General features: G+C 50.3%; 18 protein-coding genes. 6 read left to right on the forward strand and 12 right to left on the reverse strand.

The annotated features are described in order from the left end of the window. Positions 1 to 36: 36 nt before the first annotated feature. From ACZ495_RS04600 to ACZ495_RS04635, 8 genes are read right to left on the reverse strand one after another with little or no spacing between them, the layout of a single operon-like run. Positions 37 to 2,451 (reverse strand): VirB4 family type IV secretion/conjugal transfer ATPase, encoded by a 2,415-nt coding sequence (locus ACZ495_RS04600; protein WP_464262715.1) that lies wholly within the window; start codon positions 2,449 to 2,451, stop codon positions 37 to 39. Continuing rightward, on the reverse strand, positions 2,445 to 2,741 hold the full coding sequence (gene trbD, locus ACZ495_RS04605; RefSeq protein WP_464262716.1) for a conjugal transfer protein TrbD: 297 nt from the start codon (positions 2,739 to 2,741) through the stop codon (positions 2,445 to 2,447). Before trbD ends, ACZ495_RS04600 begins: the two co-directional genes overlap by 7 nt. Continuing rightward, positions 2,738 to 3,091: a TrbC/VirB2 family type IV secretion system protein gene (locus ACZ495_RS04610; protein WP_464262717.1), complete on the reverse strand. Its 354-nt coding sequence runs from the start codon at positions 3,089 to 3,091 to the stop codon at positions 2,738 to 2,740. Before ACZ495_RS04610 ends, trbD begins: the two co-directional genes overlap by 4 nt. Next, positions 3,060 to 3,272: a Com family DNA-binding transcriptional regulator gene (locus tag ACZ495_RS04615; protein ID WP_464262718.1), complete on the reverse strand. Its 213-nt coding sequence runs from the start codon at positions 3,270 to 3,272 to the stop codon at positions 3,060 to 3,062. The genes ACZ495_RS04610 and ACZ495_RS04615 overlap by 32 nt, the downstream gene beginning before the upstream one ends. Before the next feature lie 18 nt (positions 3,273 to 3,290). Beyond that, positions 3,291 to 4,268, reverse strand: a complete 978-nt coding sequence (gene trbB, locus ACZ495_RS04620) for a P-type conjugative transfer ATPase TrbB (RefSeq protein ID WP_464262719.1) — start codon at positions 4,266 to 4,268, stop codon at positions 3,291 to 3,293. Next, positions 4,268 to 4,729 (reverse strand): hypothetical protein, encoded by a 462-nt coding sequence (locus ACZ495_RS04625; RefSeq protein WP_464262720.1) that lies wholly within the window; start codon positions 4,727 to 4,729, stop codon positions 4,268 to 4,270. Before ACZ495_RS04625 ends, trbB begins: the two co-directional genes overlap by 1 nt. A gap of 9 nt (positions 4,730 to 4,738) precedes the next feature. After that, positions 4,739 to 5,464 carry a nucleotide-binding protein gene (locus ACZ495_RS04630; RefSeq protein WP_464262721.1) on the reverse strand — a complete coding sequence of 242 codons (726 nt, stop codon included), beginning with the start codon at positions 5,462 to 5,464 and terminating at the stop codon, positions 4,739 to 4,741. Between the two features lie 18 nt (positions 5,465 to 5,482). Further along, the gene (locus ACZ495_RS04635; RefSeq protein ID WP_464262722.1) at positions 5,483 to 5,914 is read right to left on the reverse strand and encodes a hypothetical protein; all 432 of its coding nucleotides are present in this window, start codon (positions 5,912 to 5,914) and stop codon (positions 5,483 to 5,485) included. Between the two features lie 147 nt (positions 5,915 to 6,061). Between ACZ495_RS04635 and ACZ495_RS04640 the strand changes: the two genes are divergently transcribed. The 6 genes from ACZ495_RS04640 (at position 6,062) to ACZ495_RS04665 (ending at position 12,580) form a co-directional block, all read left to right on the forward strand. Further along, a complete protein-coding gene (locus tag ACZ495_RS04640) occupies positions 6,062 to 6,361 on the forward strand; it encodes an immunity protein (RefSeq protein ID WP_464262723.1) in 300 nt (99 codons plus the stop codon). A gap of 68 nt (positions 6,362 to 6,429) precedes the next feature. After that, positions 6,430 to 6,729 carry a helix-turn-helix domain-containing protein gene (locus ACZ495_RS04645; RefSeq protein ID WP_464262724.1) on the forward strand — a complete coding sequence of 100 codons (300 nt, stop codon included), beginning with the start codon at positions 6,430 to 6,432 and terminating at the stop codon, positions 6,727 to 6,729. A 31-nt stretch (positions 6,730 to 6,760) separates the two neighbouring features. After that, entirely contained in the window at positions 6,761 to 7,924 is a 1,164-nt protein-coding gene (locus tag ACZ495_RS04650) for a DUF3800 domain-containing protein (protein WP_464262725.1), read from the forward strand. Between the two features lie 217 nt (positions 7,925 to 8,141). Continuing rightward, positions 8,142 to 8,753, forward strand: a complete 612-nt coding sequence (locus ACZ495_RS04655; protein ID WP_464262726.1) for a hypothetical protein — start codon at positions 8,142 to 8,144, stop codon at positions 8,751 to 8,753. A 15-nt stretch (positions 8,754 to 8,768) separates the two neighbouring features. Next, on the forward strand, positions 8,769 to 10,718 hold the full coding sequence (locus tag ACZ495_RS04660) for a hypothetical protein (protein WP_464262727.1): 1,950 nt from the start codon (positions 8,769 to 8,771) through the stop codon (positions 10,716 to 10,718). Continuing rightward, on the forward strand, positions 10,712 to 12,580 hold the full coding sequence (locus ACZ495_RS04665) for a hypothetical protein (protein ID WP_464262728.1): 1,869 nt from the start codon (positions 10,712 to 10,714) through the stop codon (positions 12,578 to 12,580). The genes ACZ495_RS04660 and ACZ495_RS04665 overlap by 7 nt, the downstream gene beginning before the upstream one ends. A 133-nt stretch (positions 12,581 to 12,713) precedes the next feature. Here the strand turns inward: ACZ495_RS04665 and ACZ495_RS04670 are convergent, their stop codons facing one another. From ACZ495_RS04670 to ACZ495_RS04685, 4 genes are all read right to left on the reverse strand, one after another. Continuing rightward, a complete protein-coding gene (locus ACZ495_RS04670) occupies positions 12,714 to 12,920 on the reverse strand; it encodes a helix-turn-helix transcriptional regulator (protein WP_394027449.1) in 207 nt (68 codons plus the stop codon). Positions 12,921 to 13,188: 268 nt separating this feature from the next. Further along, entirely contained in the window at positions 13,189 to 13,536 is a 348-nt protein-coding gene (locus tag ACZ495_RS04675; RefSeq protein ID WP_394027450.1) for a BrnA antitoxin family protein, read from the reverse strand. Beyond that, complete coding sequence (locus tag ACZ495_RS04680) at positions 13,517 to 13,795, reverse strand: BrnT family toxin (RefSeq protein ID WP_291435802.1); 279 nt, start codon at positions 13,793 to 13,795, stop codon at positions 13,517 to 13,519. The genes ACZ495_RS04675 and ACZ495_RS04680 overlap by 20 nt, the downstream gene beginning before the upstream one ends. Positions 13,796 to 13,833: 38 nt before the next feature. Beyond that, positions 13,834 to 15,021 carry a tyrosine-type recombinase/integrase gene (locus tag ACZ495_RS04685; protein ID WP_394027451.1) on the reverse strand — a complete coding sequence of 396 codons (1,188 nt, stop codon included), beginning with the start codon at positions 15,019 to 15,021 and terminating at the stop codon, positions 13,834 to 13,836. Between the last annotated feature and the right edge of the window lie 234 nt (positions 15,022 to 15,255).

Raw genomic sequence — 15,255 nt, forward strand, 5'->3', positions numbered from 1 at the left:
GTAAGGCCGGGAGGCCTAAGCCCCCCGGCGTTTGGGTTATGCCGCGTTCCGCTCGCGCAGCCATGCCTCCTGCCAGGCATCCGGGCCGTATTCCACTGCCAGTTCACGGATACGAGCGATACTTTCCTTGTCCGACGCGCCGACAAAGGCCAGCGCCTTGCTCTTCAGGGCGAGTTGCACCTTGCGCCGCCCCTGCAGGCTGACAATGCAGTAGTCCCGCTTGGGCTCGCTGGTTTTGAGGATGTTGATCTGTTTGTCGTTGAGGCCCATGCCCACATAGAGTTCCTTTTGCCCGGCGTCTTCGGCGGCGCTGTTGGGCAGGAAAATCTTTGTCGGGCAGGACTCGGTGAGAACGTCCAGGATGCCGGAGTTTCTGGCGTCGGAAAGGCTTTGTGTTGCCAGAATCACCGCGCAGTTGGCCTTGCGCATGACTTTGAGCCATTCACGGATTTTGGCCCGGAACACCGGATGGCCCAGCATAATCCAGGCTTCATCCAGCACCAGAATGGTGGGCGAGCCGTCCAGCGCCTTTTCAATGCGCCGGAACAGATAGGTCAGCACCGGCACCATGTTTTTGTCGCCCAGATTCATGAGGTCTTCGATCTCGAAAACCATGAAACGGGAAAGGTTCAGGCTGTCCGTGTCCGCGTCCAGCAGCCGCCCCATCGCGCCTTGCGTGGTGTAGTGCTGGATGGCTTCCTTGATTTCCCTGTCCTGCACCACATGGTAGAAATGCGTCAGGGTGCGCAGGTTTTCCGGGCTTGCGGCCAGGGTTTCCATTGCCGTGTGAATGGCGTTGCGGTGGCTGGGCATAACCGTGAACTGCTGCAACTCCATGAGGGAGGCGATCCATTCTTCCGCCCAGGCGCGTTCCTCTTCTGAGTCAATGCGCTGGAGCGGCGCGAAGGCCAGTTCATCAGCATTGCCGATATTGAAGTGATCGCCGCCCGTCCCGAAGCAGAGCGGAAACAGGCTCAAACCCTTGTCAAAGGCGAAGATGCGGGCGTTTTCATAGCCACGGAACTGCGCGGCAATGAGCGCCAGCAAGGTGGACTTGCCCGCGCCGGTCGGCCCGAAAATAAGCGTATGACCGAGATCGCCCGCGTGGATGTTGAACCAGAACGGCGTGGAGTTGTCCGTCATCAGCACGGCCAGCGGCCTGGAGTCCGGAGGATAAAACGGGCACGGGTTGACCGGAGAGCCCGTCCAGACCGACGAGAGCGGCAGCAGATCCGCCAGGTTCAGCGTGTTGACCATCGGACGCCGCAAATTGGCGTAGCTGTTGCCCGGATGCGTACCGAGCCAGGCCTCCAGGGCGTTGATGGACTCGATACGGCAGCCGAAACCCAGCGTCTGCACCGTGCGGCGCAAGTCCCGCGCCCAATCCTGCAACCGTTCCTGATCTTCGTGCATCAGGACAATGCAGGAAGTCAGGTAGCCCGCGCTGACATATCCCCCTTGCACTTCCGTCAGCGCGGTTTCCGCGTCTTCGGCCATGAGCAGCGCATCTCGGTTGGCGCGGGCATTGGGGGTGTTAAAGAACTGATCCAGAAAGCGGTAAACCTGTTGCCGCCAGCCTTTGCGGTAGGAATTGATCTCCTTGGCGGCGTCATATTGATCCAGGCAGATAAAGCGGCTGGAGAAGCGGTATTCCAGAGCCAGGGCGTCCAACTCCCGAAGCATGGCCGGGTAGGATTCCTGCGGCAGGCCGTCCAGCGAGATCACCGCCAGATGCCGGTTGCCCAGGCGCGGGATGATGCCGCCCACCAGATCTTCACTCCCCAGAAGCGCATCCAGATACATGGGAGTGCGGGGCACCCGCATGGGCTGGAGTTCGCCGCTGACGCAATACTGTAAATGGGAAAGCAGATCGGACTGGAGCCAATCGGCATCGCCCGCGTCTGCCACCGGATATTCCAGCAGCCGCTGCATGGAGAGAACAGCGGAAAGAGCGTCTTCCAGTTCCTCCAGCATCCCCTGGAAGTACGACAGCGCCTTTTCCAGAGCGCCGGAAGACGCAATCCCCGATTGCGCCTTTCCGGCCAGTTTGGCCGCCTGGAAGTTAGGTTTATAGGTGGCGATAAGGATGGCGCTGGTGCTGAAGCACCTGTTGCCGCTGAAGTGTTCCCGGCGCTCTTCGTCAATAAGTCGTGTCACCGGATCGGGAAAGTGTCCTTTTTCCGGAGCCGGGTAAGCCTTGTGGGAGCTGCGGATTGCATCCATGTGCAACATCCAGCCGCTCCCCAGGAGCTTCACGGCGTTATTGAAGCGACTGGACACCAGGGCCAGATCGCTTTCCGTGGAACTGGCCGTGTCCTGACCGCGTATCTCCCAGCCAGCCAGAAACGAGCCGTCCTTATTCAAGATGACGCCGGGCGCAATGAGCGCGGCATAGGGGAGCAGATCCGGCAGGCCTTTGGTTTTGGTGCGGTAATCAAGGAGTTTCAGCATTTGAAGCCTCCCGCCGCCCGCCACCGGCCCGCCTTGGCCGAATAGAATTCCTGCTGTTTGACATGACGCAGCCAGACCCGGCTCATGATCGGATCGGCCTTGGCCATGCGCCGGAGCGCGAACACAGCCGCGACCCAGAACACAATGGCCGACACGATGGAAACCGCCGTGAGCCCGCCCACGCCCACAAGCAGCGCGATCAGGGCGCTGGTCATGACCAGTTCCCGTTCCGCGCCAAGCACATGGGCATGGCGGTGCAAGGATTGATGAATGGGGAGGAATCGCCTCATATGACCGCCCCGGAGAAAGAAAACACCGAGTTCACGATGCTGGCGGCAAAGGCGATGAAGGAAATACCGAACACCACGGACAGGAGCAGCTTGAAACCGCCGCTGATGTCGTCCTTGTTCATGATAAAAATGATGCCGCAGAGCGCCATTGCCACAATGGAGATCCATTTACCGGCAGGCCCGGTAATGGTGTTCACCACCCGTTCCAGCGGGCTGGAAAATTCGGTGATGCCGCCCGATGCAGCGGCGATGTCCGGAAAGCAGAGGCAGAGCGCCAGGAAGCCGAAGACGGCAAAGGCCTTCAGGGAAAGGAAGGAACTATTGGTGGGAAGAAGGGTTTTCGCGGTCATGACGATCTCCGTGGAGGCCGTCATGCGGCGCGAAGCTGGGGCGCGAGGCCCGCAGGTGTACGCGGGTTTTGCAGCGAGGGCACTGAAGCTCTATGTCACCGGCTTCAATGGCTCCCCGTGCGAGCAGTCGGTTGCAGTCCCGGCAGCGAATCTCCGGGGCGGTTGTTACTGGCGCTTTCATACAGTTCTTTCGTCCTCCTTATGCGGCTGCGGTGTAAAGGGTTTCGGTTTCATACAATCCCTCCTTATGGTTGAACTTGTTGACTTTGATGATGCTGGAAATCTGCCGCCGATTGTCCGGCGTCTTTTCCATATAGACGGCCAGATCCACGGCCCGCCCGATCAGCTTCTGCTTGGGGCCGAGCCCGGCTTCCTCCACCAGTTCTTCCAGGCGTTCCAGAGCCTCTTCCGCGCTGTCCGCGTGAAAGGTGCTGATGCCGCCCGGATGGCCGGTATTCCATAGCTTGAGCATTTCCAGCGCGGCGGCGTCCCGCACTTCGCCCACCAAGATACGTTTGGGCGCGTAGCGCATACTGACTTTTGCGAGCTTGCGCATATCGACTTCCGCAAGAACGGACGTGCGAAGAAACACGGTGTTGGGACTTTTGGATTGCAGTTCCGCCGTATCCTCCAGAATGATCAGGCGATGCGTGGGCGTGAGCCGGGAAACAGCGTCAATGACGGCGTTCACGAAGGTGGTTTTGCCGCTGGATGTGCCGCCGACCACAACGATATTCGCACGGTGCAGCACGGCGTCTTCAATGAGGGCTACCGCTCCCGGCGTGATGGAGCCGGAAAGCATGTATTCCTCCAGGGTGAAAACCCGGCTGGCTTTCTTACGCAGCGAGAAAGACGGCCCAGGCCCGACAATGGGCGGGAACGTGCCTTCAAAGCGGGAACCATCCAGAGGAAATTCCCCCTCCACAATGGGATTCTTTTCATTCACCGTCAGATTCAGGCCGCTGGCCACCTGCGAGAGTATGAGCCTGCTTTGCGCAATGGGAATAACGCCGATGGGCTCATGATCCTGACCGTATTTTTCGATCCACAGGGAGCCATCCGGATTGAGCATGATCTCGATCACATCCGGATTTTCCAGCGCATCTATAAAAAGCGGGCCGCAGGCGTGGCGCAGGCCTTCCAGCAGACGCGGATCGTCACCGGGGCGCATGAGCATCAGCGCAGCCCTCCCAGCACGAACACCGCCACATTGAGCAGCGCCGACACCGCCACAATGGCGGCGAGCCAGGTTGTGCTGTTTTTGAAGGATTGGAGCCGGGCCGCGTGATCGTCAAAGACTTTGCGGACACCTTCCACCGAAGCGGAAGAAAGGCTGTCCGTGAGCTGCCCGACCGCCGCCTGAACGCCGGACACATAGGCGTCCGTCTTATCGGCCATCAACCTGCCCAGACCTTCCTTGTGCCGGGTGTGGAGTTTTTCCACTTCGGCCAGGTGCGCGTTGAGCATGGTCACGACCATGAGAATGGGATCGTGGTAATCCACGACCTTTTTATGTGTTTGGGCGAGCAGGCCTTGTACCTGCTCCAGGGTAAGGCCGATGCCGTCAGGCACGGCGTCTTCCGGCTTTGGAGGCACAGCGGGGATTTCTGACCGTTCCATGTTTTCTGTGTCAGACATGGCTCCCCCCTATGCGATGGCGGCTTGTTCCACCAGGGACACAAGCTCATTCCAGTACCGGGACAGGCGCGAACGCATGACAATGGACTGGCTGGAGTTTATGGCCGTGGCAAAGCTCTGGCGCTTGGCGAACAGAATTTCCAAGTCCTTGCCCAGCGTGGCCTTGTTGCCTTGGGGTATAGTGATGACGGCGTAAAACTGGTTGCCGAACTCCTGATAGACCTTGAATTCCTCAAAGGGCCGGTCATCCATGCGGATTTCCCCGAAATAGGGGTTGAGCCAGACAACAATCGGGGAATCGGGAAAACCGAGAGCCAGAGAGCGCAGGCCCAGCGCCGTGTCCGCAACAGCCTGTCCGCCCGTGATGACAGAATGAAAATAAACTCTGTGCCCGCTCTCCGTGAGGATGCCCAGTACATCATTTTCCTTGATGTAGCTGTTGAGCGCGAGAAAGGAGGATGCGCCGTTGTCCACGATCACATGCGTTTCGCCGGGCAGTTCAGCGATCCTGTTGATAAGTCCGTCAAATTCACGCGGATCAATGTCGCCGTTTTTCAGAATCTCCAGGCGGACAACTTCAAACTCTTGAAATCCCTTGAACGTGGCGTTTACCGGGTCGGTGTCAAAAGCCACGACCTCTTTGCCCAGGTGGCGCAGCACCTGATACAGGATGGCGGCAATCATGGACTTGCCCACGCCGCCTTTCCCCTGCTGAATGAAATGAATGGTTGCCATATTACTGATGTCCTTTGGTTAAATGGCGTCTTCAGGATTCATATCCCGTGGATTGGGGAATTGGTTGCTGGGCGCTGCAATGTGGCGCGGCCCGCTATGCGGGCGCACAGGTGGAACCGCCGCAGCCTTCGGTTTGGCTTTGGGCAGTACTTCACCCGGACGATGTTTATCCAGTGAAAGACGGCGCATGTGGTAGCAAAACGCCCCGTAAGACATGGTGATCCTGCCTTCCTGCTTCAGATGGCGATGAATCTGGGAATGCTTCCAGCTTTTATCAAGAAATTCCTTGATAGCCTCCAGACACGCCACAAACTCAATCCCGGCCATGTTGTTTGGAAGACGGTTTTGCTCAGATTCCATACCGGTTCCCTTTGCCATCGCCTTTCTGAGAGCCTGCTTCGTAAAGCCTAGCGGCTTCAAACTGTGCGGATAAACTACGAATTCCCGCATGTGACTTATTCAAATCTCGCCAATAATCGCGCATTTCCTGTAACCTCCTTTAATAGAATTCAAGGAATTTCTTCGATTTATTAGCAGGAATTTTTGGATAGACAACAAAGGAATTTCCGGTATATTGAATCCAACAGGAGGAAACTCATGACAACAGAATACAATTTCGCCACTGCTTTGGAGCGGGCGTTTGTGGAGCTGGTAGCAGGCAGGGTGAAAGCGAAGGGCTGGAAAAAAGGCGAGTTCGCGGCCAAAGTATGGCCAAACGACACGCCGAAAGCGGCAGCGGCCAGATGGACGGCCATGCGCAGTAAAGCCTCCAACACCGGGAAACCGCAAGGCGTCTTGATTTCAGACGCACAGCTTATGGCAGACGTGCTGGGAGAAGACCTTAGCTACCTGATGGCTGTAGCCAAAGAGCAGGCCAGAACGCAACCGGAGAAATAAAAAAACTCCAAGAAGTAATTTCCTGGAGTTTTTACTGTATTTTCCTTTTCAAGGATCGATGGCTTTTGATGAGAGCACCCAAACAAATTTTCATAGGTGATCAGGAGATCGACCTCGAAAAAATTATCGCGGAGACCTTGGAGAAGATTCTTACGCCAGTTGCTGAGGCTATCTGCGAAATGGAGCGTATCCGCCGGAAGGAATATTTGACGGAGAAAGAGGCGGCGTTGCTGTTTTCGTTGTCAGCGGCCACATTGAAGACGCAAAGAAGTCGTGGTGGAGGGCCAGATTATATAGCTATAGGGAGAAATATTTTATATAAAAAAAGCGCAATAGATAGATATATTAATAAAAAAAATATGCTGTAGCGCTGGACAATATTTTTAAGGAATAAACTCAATGCCCATATATTGTGATGAATCTGGATATACAGGGAATAACTTACTAAATAGAGAACAGCCATTTTTTGCATATACCGGTGTAAAAATAGAGCCTGATGAAGCTGAAGAATATGTAAGATGGTTTAAGCATAAATTTAGAATACAGCAAGGTGAACTAAAGGCTCAAAAGTTATTGTCACGCCCAAAAGGGCGAGATGCGGTAACGGAGTTGCTTTTAAACTTCAAGAAAAAGACAAAAACGGCATGTTCTCTTAAGAAATTTTCTCTTTCCTGCAAGTTTTTTGAATATATTTTTGAACCATTATTGGCAAAAAACAATAGTGTGTTTTACCAGTGCGGATTCCACCTCTTCATTGCATATGCAATATATTCACATACATTCCTTAGTGATTCTTCTGCGGAAGAGCTCCTTGAAGATTTTGAAAGTTTCATGCGCGGGCGCACACTTAGCGATGATGCTCAGCTTTTTTCAAAAAAATCTGAAGCAGCTCAAATCGTTGAATTGGTGATGGAGTTCGCATTTATCCATCGAGATAAAATACTTGAAGAATTTTCCGGGCTTGGAGTGCTTCAACGCTGGATTCTTGATGATAGCATAAGCCATCTTTACCCCATACTTACGCATTGGACGGAAGAAGCTGGTGATATCCGTGTGATCTGCGATGAGTCAAAACCGATCGCCTCTTCAAGGGAGCTTTTGGATACTTTCGTTGGGCGAAAAGATCAATTTTGGCAAGAGCTAAATGGGCAGCGATGGGCAATGATTCCACATCTCACCGAACCGGTTACTTTTGCATCATCTTTTGACGAGCCTGGCTTGCAAATAGCTGACATTATGGCTTCTGCCACCTGTTACATGCTAAAAAATAAAGACATATGCCCTCAGGCAAAGAAGTGGATCGACATTTTATTCCCAACAATTATAAATGCGATTTTTCCAGACCACGATCGATTCTCTCGGCCAAATCATGAAGTGTTGAGTCATATGTGTATACTTGAATCTCTTATTGATAGATCGCGGCGGGGAGATAATTTGTTACACGGAATTGATTTAGATATTGCGTTGGCCCGACTGGCAGCGAAGACTTATTTAATGCGGACACATCTTCCATCGCCTGCACCACAGACAAGCAAGCGCAAAAGTCGCAAAAAGAAAAAATGAAGGAGGTGGATTATGAATCCGTGCCTATTTGTCTGAATGTGCATCATTATACACGGCGATATATCCAGCCTTGCGCTTATTGTCTGAGAATTTGCTGCATGTCCTGTACAACAATCAACTGTTTTTGCTTGCTGCACGAGTGTGCTGGAACTTTTACAAGGAATTGCCTATAGTTTCTTATCTCCTAGCTAATAACATTGGGAGGGGCAATCTCCATATGAGCAATTCCAACTTTTTTGATGCGATTCGGATTCTTTTCATTTTTTGCGGTGGAGGTACTCCTCTCAAAAATGATTTGCTTTTTTACTCTGTGTTTAAAGGCGAAACTAAGCTTATGGCATATGATTTTTGGGTGAGATATCCTGATTATTTTGCTTATGAGCTACAAGCGAAGTACGAAGAAACTGGAGATGCTTTCTACAAAGAAAAAGCGGAGTGCATTATCGCTGACTCTGAGCCTGACGAGCGACATATACCGATGATACGGTACTTATTTGGCGCTTATGAAAAGCCAGATAATGCTCTTGCTATCTTGAAGTCCAGAAATCTACTCCAGATAAAAAAACAGAAGCTTCCAAATGGGCATTCCGAAACAGATTTTTTTATCACTCACCAAGGGTACTCGCTATGTAAGCGGGCGGTTGAGGATTGGCCTGTACTGAAATGGTATGAAGATCGAGCGAATTTAGTTGCTAAAGTGGCTGGTGACCGGGGAGGGGACGCTTTAAAAAAGCGGCAGTATGAGCAGCGTTTATACGCTGATACGAAGCGTGGGGACTTCATCCCTACCTTGCAAGAAGCATCAAGTTCAGTAGAGTTAAAATCTTAGCTCGGGGGCGACTGTATGACTGTTCAAAATATGGCTTGGAAAGAAGCCATTGTACATAAATCGAAAAGTTCTCTTGAAGAAGTTGATGCCTTTTTGTCGAAATATCAAATATTTGCTTCGCCATTGATGGGAGTGCCACATAGGCTTAGGCTTCTAAGAATACGCTTTTCCGGGATACGAACAGGAAACACGCAGCCAGGCTCTTTTGAGTTTGATTGGAGCGACCTAGCTTGTGGGGTTTGGGCGATAACAAGCGGAAAAAATCTTCGTGGGAAAACTACCGTTATTGAAATTGTAAAGTGGCTATTGCGCGGAAAGCGTCCTAATGCCCTACAAGAAGACGTGTATTCATGGATTCAATCTGCAAGCCTTTCTTTTCTGCTGGATGGTAATTCATTTTCAATAACAGTCATGAGTAATGCACCTCCAACAGGAAGGTTAGAACGCATTGACGAGGGCATGCCTAAAACTATTGCCTTGTTTGATTCAGAAGAAACGTTTGAGTTAGCTATGGAGGAATTTTTCCTTACCGCTCTTGGCATCGCTAGAATTAGCAATTGGAAAGAGAGTAAGGATGAGCTTGAGGCAGGAAAGACTGTTTTGCATGGGTGGCCCGCGCTTTCTAGCGTGATGTTTATAAGTACAAACTATGAGTCATTATTTGGAGACATGCCGGTCAGAGCTGGGATCAACGCCCGTTTGATGCAAATGTTTCTTGGCATTCCATGGGTTTCAACGGTATTTTCTGCCAAGACGGCACAAAAGCAAATTCTCTCGATAGAAAGCGCACAAGCAAACGAAGCGAGTGTGACCTCAAGGCAGCGAGATGAACGGATAGCCGTTCTTACAAATGATCTCAAAACTAGAGAGTCTGACTTTGCTAAAATGCCAGATGATGCCTCTATACGAAAAACTATATCCGAAAAGAGTGCGGAATATTCTCATAGAAAACGTGCAGAACGTGCTTTTTCGGTAGAAAATAATGCTTCACAAAGGGAACTTGGCGCTTTGGAGAGTGCCTTAAAAGAGGATAAGATAGCCTTGCGGAAGCATCTCGATTCGATTGCCGCAGGTGCCATCTTTAGAGCTATTGAGCCGACATGTTGCCCCTGTTGTGATAGTGCGCTGAAATCACCTATGCCCCATACAGGCCCGTCGAGTAAGTGCTCTCTTTGTGGCAGTATTAATGTTGAAGACTCAGATAATGAAGCCATCAAAAATAGGCTTGAATTGAGCATCAGCAAGACACAGGAAGCTATAGCAGAAAAAAGGAAACATATTTCGAAAATTCAAGATTATCTAACCACCAATGATCAAGCATGTGAGAAAATTCAATCTGAAATTGAAAATGCGGAACAGCTCTTGGGGAAATTTGAAACCCGCAATCAGCTAGAAACAGAGATTCAAATCATAAAGGGAAAGATTGAAGAATTAAACAACCTACCCATAACTCCAGAAGTGTCACGTAAAGAAAAGCAAATTGCTAAGGCCGTTGTTGATGTTAGCGATGCCCTTGCAAAAGAATATCAAGATAATATTTTGAGTTCAGTATCCACAAAAATTGTTGAATATGCTCAACGCTTTGGCATCGGGCAAATTGAAGAAGCAAGTTTGAGGGGTAACGCCAGCTTAGAGCTAAAAAAAGGTGGTGGCATAGCGACTTCTTTTAGCAAATTAACCGACGGCGAAAAGCTCCGCATCAAGGTGGCAACAGTTCTCGCAATGCTCAGTGTTGCCGAGGAGGAAGGAGTTGGCCGCCATCCAGGTTTATTGATGGTTGATTCTCCACGCGCGCAGGAAATGGCAGACTCTGACTTTGAAGCGCTGATTGAGGGGATAGAATCGATTGCAACTGACTTGCCATTCTTGCAAATTTTTATTGCGGGACGTTCTTCTGACTTGCTTGCTACACGGATACCATCCAGCAATAGAAAGGAAGCAGTTGGAGATACTTATTTGTGGTAACCGAGTTGACACATATCGAAAGAAAAATTGTAGAACTTTCAAAGCTTGAATTTCCTTTATCAATTGAAGCCCTTGGAGGGATAGCTGAACTTAATTTGCATTGCGATACCCTTGCTTCCTCTCCACTTCTTCCTCTTTTGTTCGATGCGATTATTACGTCTTTTCCATCGCTAACAGAGGAAGAACGGTTTGCTACTAATGCATTAGTGCTCACTCTGCTCGGAAAAAGTACACATGATATTTCGTTTATTGACTCTGTTGACAAACTCATTAATCGCGCTGCTCTTTTTAAAGAGATTGCAGGGCCATTAACGCAGGTATTTATCCAAAGGGCGCAAGATAAATCCGCAGCAGACCTCATTCGCACAGCCTCTTTACAAGCAGCTGTACAGTGGGCTGCTCAGTCGCGGCAGTATCAATTTCGGATTCTTGATGCATTGTTGGGGATTCAGACAGATACGGAGTCTTCTGATTTTTTAGCTCACACTGTAAAAATAATGGGATTCGCTCATGCCCAATGGAATGAGCCCGAACTTGTTGAGAAAATAGCTCAGATACTTGAGATTGATAGGACGTGCTCGGAAGCTTTATTTGAGCATGCGATGACTTTTTTGAACGCAGGCATCAGGGGGGAAGATTCTGAGACTTGCTATAACAGTTTCATGCAGAGCGCACAATTCTTCCGGTTGTCTGCTCAAGAATCAGAAGTCAACCCACAAGCATTAGTCTTTGCCCTCGCTGCTGAGCTTTTATGTGAATTTTATCAAAAGAATTTTCATATAAACGTCGCAAGCTATAACGAGCAGCTCTCTGTTGCTATTTTTGAATATGAAGCTTGGTTAAAGCCGGATGTCCCTTATTCCTTGGATGTAGTGCGAAGGAATGAACTACATGCTTGGAAGAAACTTGTAGAAGTGCTCGCCAATACGTTTGTAAAAATTGATGAACCAAGCTGGAACGAAGCAACACTAGTTTTGGAAGCGTATGTTTTGTCAGCATATTCGTGTAGTAGAACAATCCTTGGGCTTAATGATGACAGCGGAATAGAGCTTTTAGTCAAGCCACATATGGAAGATTCTATCACGAAGCCAGGGCTGATCCATCATCTAGAACTATGGCTTAGAGATAACAAGTGGCATTCAAAATATCACATAGCGCTTGCTCTTTTTAACAAGTCAAAACTTCTCATTGGTAGTGACCATAAATTTGAAAACAATCTTGTAGAACTGGCGCTAAAAGATGCTCTTGAATTTACTTTGCTAAATATAACTTCTGCTGAAAAAACGATTTTAACAACACTTTTGTCTGCTGTTTCGGCAAATCCTGACTATGAAAATTCACGCATTATGATTAATGCTATAATTCTAAATCTTGTAAAATTTGTCGCAAACAGATTGAATATTACAAAGAAACATGAACCAAGCGCCATATACTTATATGCAAAGAAAAAAGAAAAAGTAACGGAAAGTGATTTTCAGATGGATATTTACCGCTGGCTGTATGGAACTTGCGGTAGCCAAATAGAAATTTCAAATATAGGTGGTGGCCGCACGGATATTTCCTGTATGCAGGGAAGTGACAGGGTCGTGATTGAGGTGAAGAAAGAAGAGTCTGATTCATCTTTTCAAAATCTTGCTTACAAATATATTAAGCAAACTATTTCTTACCAAGTTGCCAATATCCGCATTGGATTTCTTGCCGTTCTTGATATGAGTATTTCTTCCGATCAGCCATCTCCGCATATAACAAACCTGTTCCACGCAACTGAAGTTCAACTACAAGAAGAGGTTGATAAACGTCTGGTAATTATTTTGAAACTCCCTGGAAATCGCCAATACCCCAGTAGCTTTTCGCGGAAGTAATACCAATCATATGAGAATTTGAAAGAACGTTTACAACCTTGCTCTCCGTATGTCGCCTCCGAAATCCATATGCAACAAAGAGTTATGAGAAACATAATAACTCTTTGTTGCATATGTTGTGAGGAAAGAAATCTTAATCCACCTGTGCCCCAATCCGCTCAATAAACTCCATAATCTCTTCCGCCCGCCAGACGGTTGTGCGCGGACCGAGCTTTACCGGCTTGGGGAAACGGCCTGTTTTGCAGCCTTCCCACCAGGCGCTTTTGCTGATGGGTACGAGTTGCAGGACTTGGGGGAGTCGAAGGAAGCCAACCTTGGGTATGTTCGTCATAGCAGTCATAATTACACCTCCTGATGTGTCTTTGACTTTTGCTGGAAGCGTATCATGGCTTTTTTGACGAGCCGTTTTGTGCGCGGAAAACTGTGGGCTGAGGGATTATTGGATTGCATTGTGTGGTACCGCGTTGACACATTTTTTGTTGACAGGGTTTGGAAAATCCCTGGCTTCATTACTTTTGGATGGCTCAAGGGGTTACAAAATCGGTTACAAAAAAAGCGGCGCATCACTTGATAGCAATGCGCCGCCTCGATGTTGAGGTATTACTTTTCTATATCTGGCCGTGCCCGCTATGCGTCTGGACGTAGGCTTTTAGTACCGCGTTCATGCGGCTTTGATAGCCGGAGCCGGAAGCGCGGAACCATTCCAGCACATCCGCGTCTATGCGCAGGGTTATCTGCTGCTTGGCCTCCTTGAGCAGGGCGGAAGGAGGCAGACGGCGGGCCGTCTCAAAAAACGGGTCATCCAGGGGCAGGTTATCCGGATCGGTTTCGGCAGCGCTGGTGACAGCCTCGTCCGGCATCTCGCGCAGGCGTTGCCAGTCCGTCTGTGAACCGGGGTCCTGGGCTTCACGCAAAGTCATGCGCGTAGGCGACTTCTTATGCGGTTTGCGATTCATAAAACCTCCTTTCTCGGGAGTTGGCGCGGCGGGCGGAGATGATGCGAAAGGCTCCGTCGCGGAGAGTGAAGGCCACGACAAAAAGCAGGCCGTTCATCTCTCCAAAGGCAAGGCAGCGTTGTTCTCCATAATCACGCCGGGTATCTTCCAGGATAAGCCGGGCGTCAGCCAGTACCTGCGCGGCATCGGTGAAATCGACGCCATGCTTGGCCAGATTGCTCCGGCGCTTGGCCTCGTCCCATTCGAATTCCATATTCATAGTAACTCCATTTTGTAGCTACGTCAATTTGGGACGAGTTATTTTTCCGCTTTCAATTTGTCCAGATAATCAGCCCATTCCTGCATCATTTTAGTGCGTTGCGGCAAATACTCCGCATAGTTGTACGCCGCCCGCACATCGTTGCGCTCGCCGTGGGCAAGCTGGCGCTCGATCCAGTCCCGGTTGTAGCCGAGTTCGTTGAGCAAGGTGGACGCGAGGGAACGGAAGCCATGCGTGCTCATTTCATCCTTGGCGTAGCCCATGCGGCGTATGGCATTGAGTACGGTGGCATCGGAGAGCGGGCGTGTTGCCGTGCGGATTGAAGGGAAGAGAAGTTTGCCGCTGCCGGAGAACTCTTGCAGCTCTTTCAGGATTTTCACCGCCTGCCTGGAGAGCGGCACAATGTGCATCTGCTTCATCTTCATGCGCGTGGCCGGAATGCGCCACTCATTGGTCTCGAAATCGAACTCCGTCCATTCTGCGGCCCGAAGTTCGGTCGGGCGGACAAAGACCAACGGCCCCAGCTTGAGGACGCATACGATGGGAAAATATCCCTCATAGCCATCAATATTGCGCAGGAGTTGGGCTACCTTTTTCGGCTCGGTGATGGCCGCTCTGTGCGTGACGCTTCTGGGGCGTATCGCGCCGTGCAGGTCTGTTACGGGATTCCGCTTGGCCCGGCCCGTGATCACGGCGTAGCGGTATATCTGCCCGATGATTTGCAGCAGACGGCGGGCAGTTTCATTCTGGCCTTTCTTCTCAATGGGCAGGACAACCTTCAGGATGTCCTGGGGCTCCATGCGGGCGATATGTTCCTTGCCTATGACCGGAAAAATATACTTCTCCAGACGGTACATGACCGTGCCCCGGTGTTTTTCCGTGAAGTCGGCTGTCCGGGCCTCGAACCACTCCAGAGCGATGCTCTGGAACATATCCTTTACCTCTGAAACCTGTTCCTCCTTTGCGGCCTTTTTCAGTGCGGCAGGGTCAATGCCTTCGGCCAGGAGCTGTTTGACCTCCATGCGCTTTTCCCGCGCCCTTTGCAGGGTGACTACCGGGTATTCGCCAAAACTGAGCACTCTCTGCCTGCGCTCAAAGTAGTAGCTTATGCGCCAGAGTTTTTTGCCGGACTCGGACAGATACAAATATAGTCCGCCTCCATCCGCAACTTTTGTGGGCCTGCCGGGGTACTTCAAATTTTTGATCTGAATGTCCGTTAATGCCATCTCGGTTCTCCTTGGTTTAGGGTGGATTTAAGGATATCCGATTGGACAATAATGCTTTTGATTTCAGAGCATTAAAAGAAAAACCGGACATCGGATTGCTACCGCATTTCGATGTCCGGGAAAATGTCCGGTTTCCTATTGGATGAGCCCGGATTTGGATGGATTCGGGGATTTGAACGAATCGCTAAAAAGCAAGAGCGGCAAGGTATTTTGTACCTTGCCGCTCTCTAATAT

This window comes from Desulfovibrio sp. GTC20076 (assembly GCF_055385905.1).

Excerpts from the sequence above, each read along its gene's own strand:
- ACZ495_RS04600 (WP_464262715.1), bottom strand. The coding sequence starts at position 2,451 with ATGCTGAAACTCCTTGATTACCGCACCAAAACCAAAGGCCTGCCGGAT.
- trbD (WP_464262716.1), bottom strand. The coding sequence starts at position 2,741 with ATGAGGCGATTCCTCCCCATTCATCAATCCTTGCACCGCCATGCCCAT.
- ACZ495_RS04610 (WP_464262717.1), bottom strand. The coding sequence starts at position 3,091 with ATGACCGCGAAAACCCTTCTTCCCACCAATAGTTCCTTCCTTTCCCTG.
- ACZ495_RS04615 (WP_464262718.1), bottom strand. The coding sequence starts at position 3,272 with ATGAAAGCGCCAGTAACAACCGCCCCGGAGATTCGCTGCCGGGACTGC.
- trbB (WP_464262719.1), bottom strand. The coding sequence starts at position 4,268 with ATGCTCATGCGCCCCGGTGACGATCCGCGTCTGCTGGAAGGCCTGCGC.
- ACZ495_RS04625 (WP_464262720.1), bottom strand. The coding sequence starts at position 4,729 with ATGTCTGACACAGAAAACATGGAACGGTCAGAAATCCCCGCTGTGCCT.
- ACZ495_RS04630 (WP_464262721.1), bottom strand. The coding sequence starts at position 5,464 with ATGGCAACCATTCATTTCATTCAGCAGGGGAAAGGCGGCGTGGGCAAG.
- ACZ495_RS04635 (WP_464262722.1), bottom strand. The coding sequence starts at position 5,914 with ATGCGGGAATTCGTAGTTTATCCGCACAGTTTGAAGCCGCTAGGCTTT.
- ACZ495_RS04640 (WP_464262723.1), top strand. The coding sequence starts at position 6,062 with ATGACAACAGAATACAATTTCGCCACTGCTTTGGAGCGGGCGTTTGTG.
- ACZ495_RS04645 (WP_464262724.1), top strand. The coding sequence starts at position 6,430 with ATGAGAGCACCCAAACAAATTTTCATAGGTGATCAGGAGATCGACCTC.
- ACZ495_RS04650 (WP_464262725.1), top strand. The coding sequence starts at position 6,761 with ATGCCCATATATTGTGATGAATCTGGATATACAGGGAATAACTTACTA.
- ACZ495_RS04655 (WP_464262726.1), top strand. The coding sequence starts at position 8,142 with ATGAGCAATTCCAACTTTTTTGATGCGATTCGGATTCTTTTCATTTTT.
- ACZ495_RS04660 (WP_464262727.1), top strand. The coding sequence starts at position 8,769 with ATGACTGTTCAAAATATGGCTTGGAAAGAAGCCATTGTACATAAATCG.
- ACZ495_RS04670 (WP_394027449.1), bottom strand. The coding sequence starts at position 12,920 with ATGACTGCTATGACGAACATACCCAAGGTTGGCTTCCTTCGACTCCCC.
- ACZ495_RS04675 (WP_394027450.1), bottom strand. The coding sequence starts at position 13,536 with ATGAATCGCAAACCGCATAAGAAGTCGCCTACGCGCATGACTTTGCGT.
- ACZ495_RS04680 (WP_291435802.1), bottom strand. The coding sequence starts at position 13,795 with ATGAATATGGAATTCGAATGGGACGAGGCCAAGCGCCGGAGCAATCTG.
- ACZ495_RS04685 (WP_394027451.1), bottom strand. The coding sequence starts at position 15,021 with ATGGCATTAACGGACATTCAGATCAAAAATTTGAAGTACCCCGGCAGG.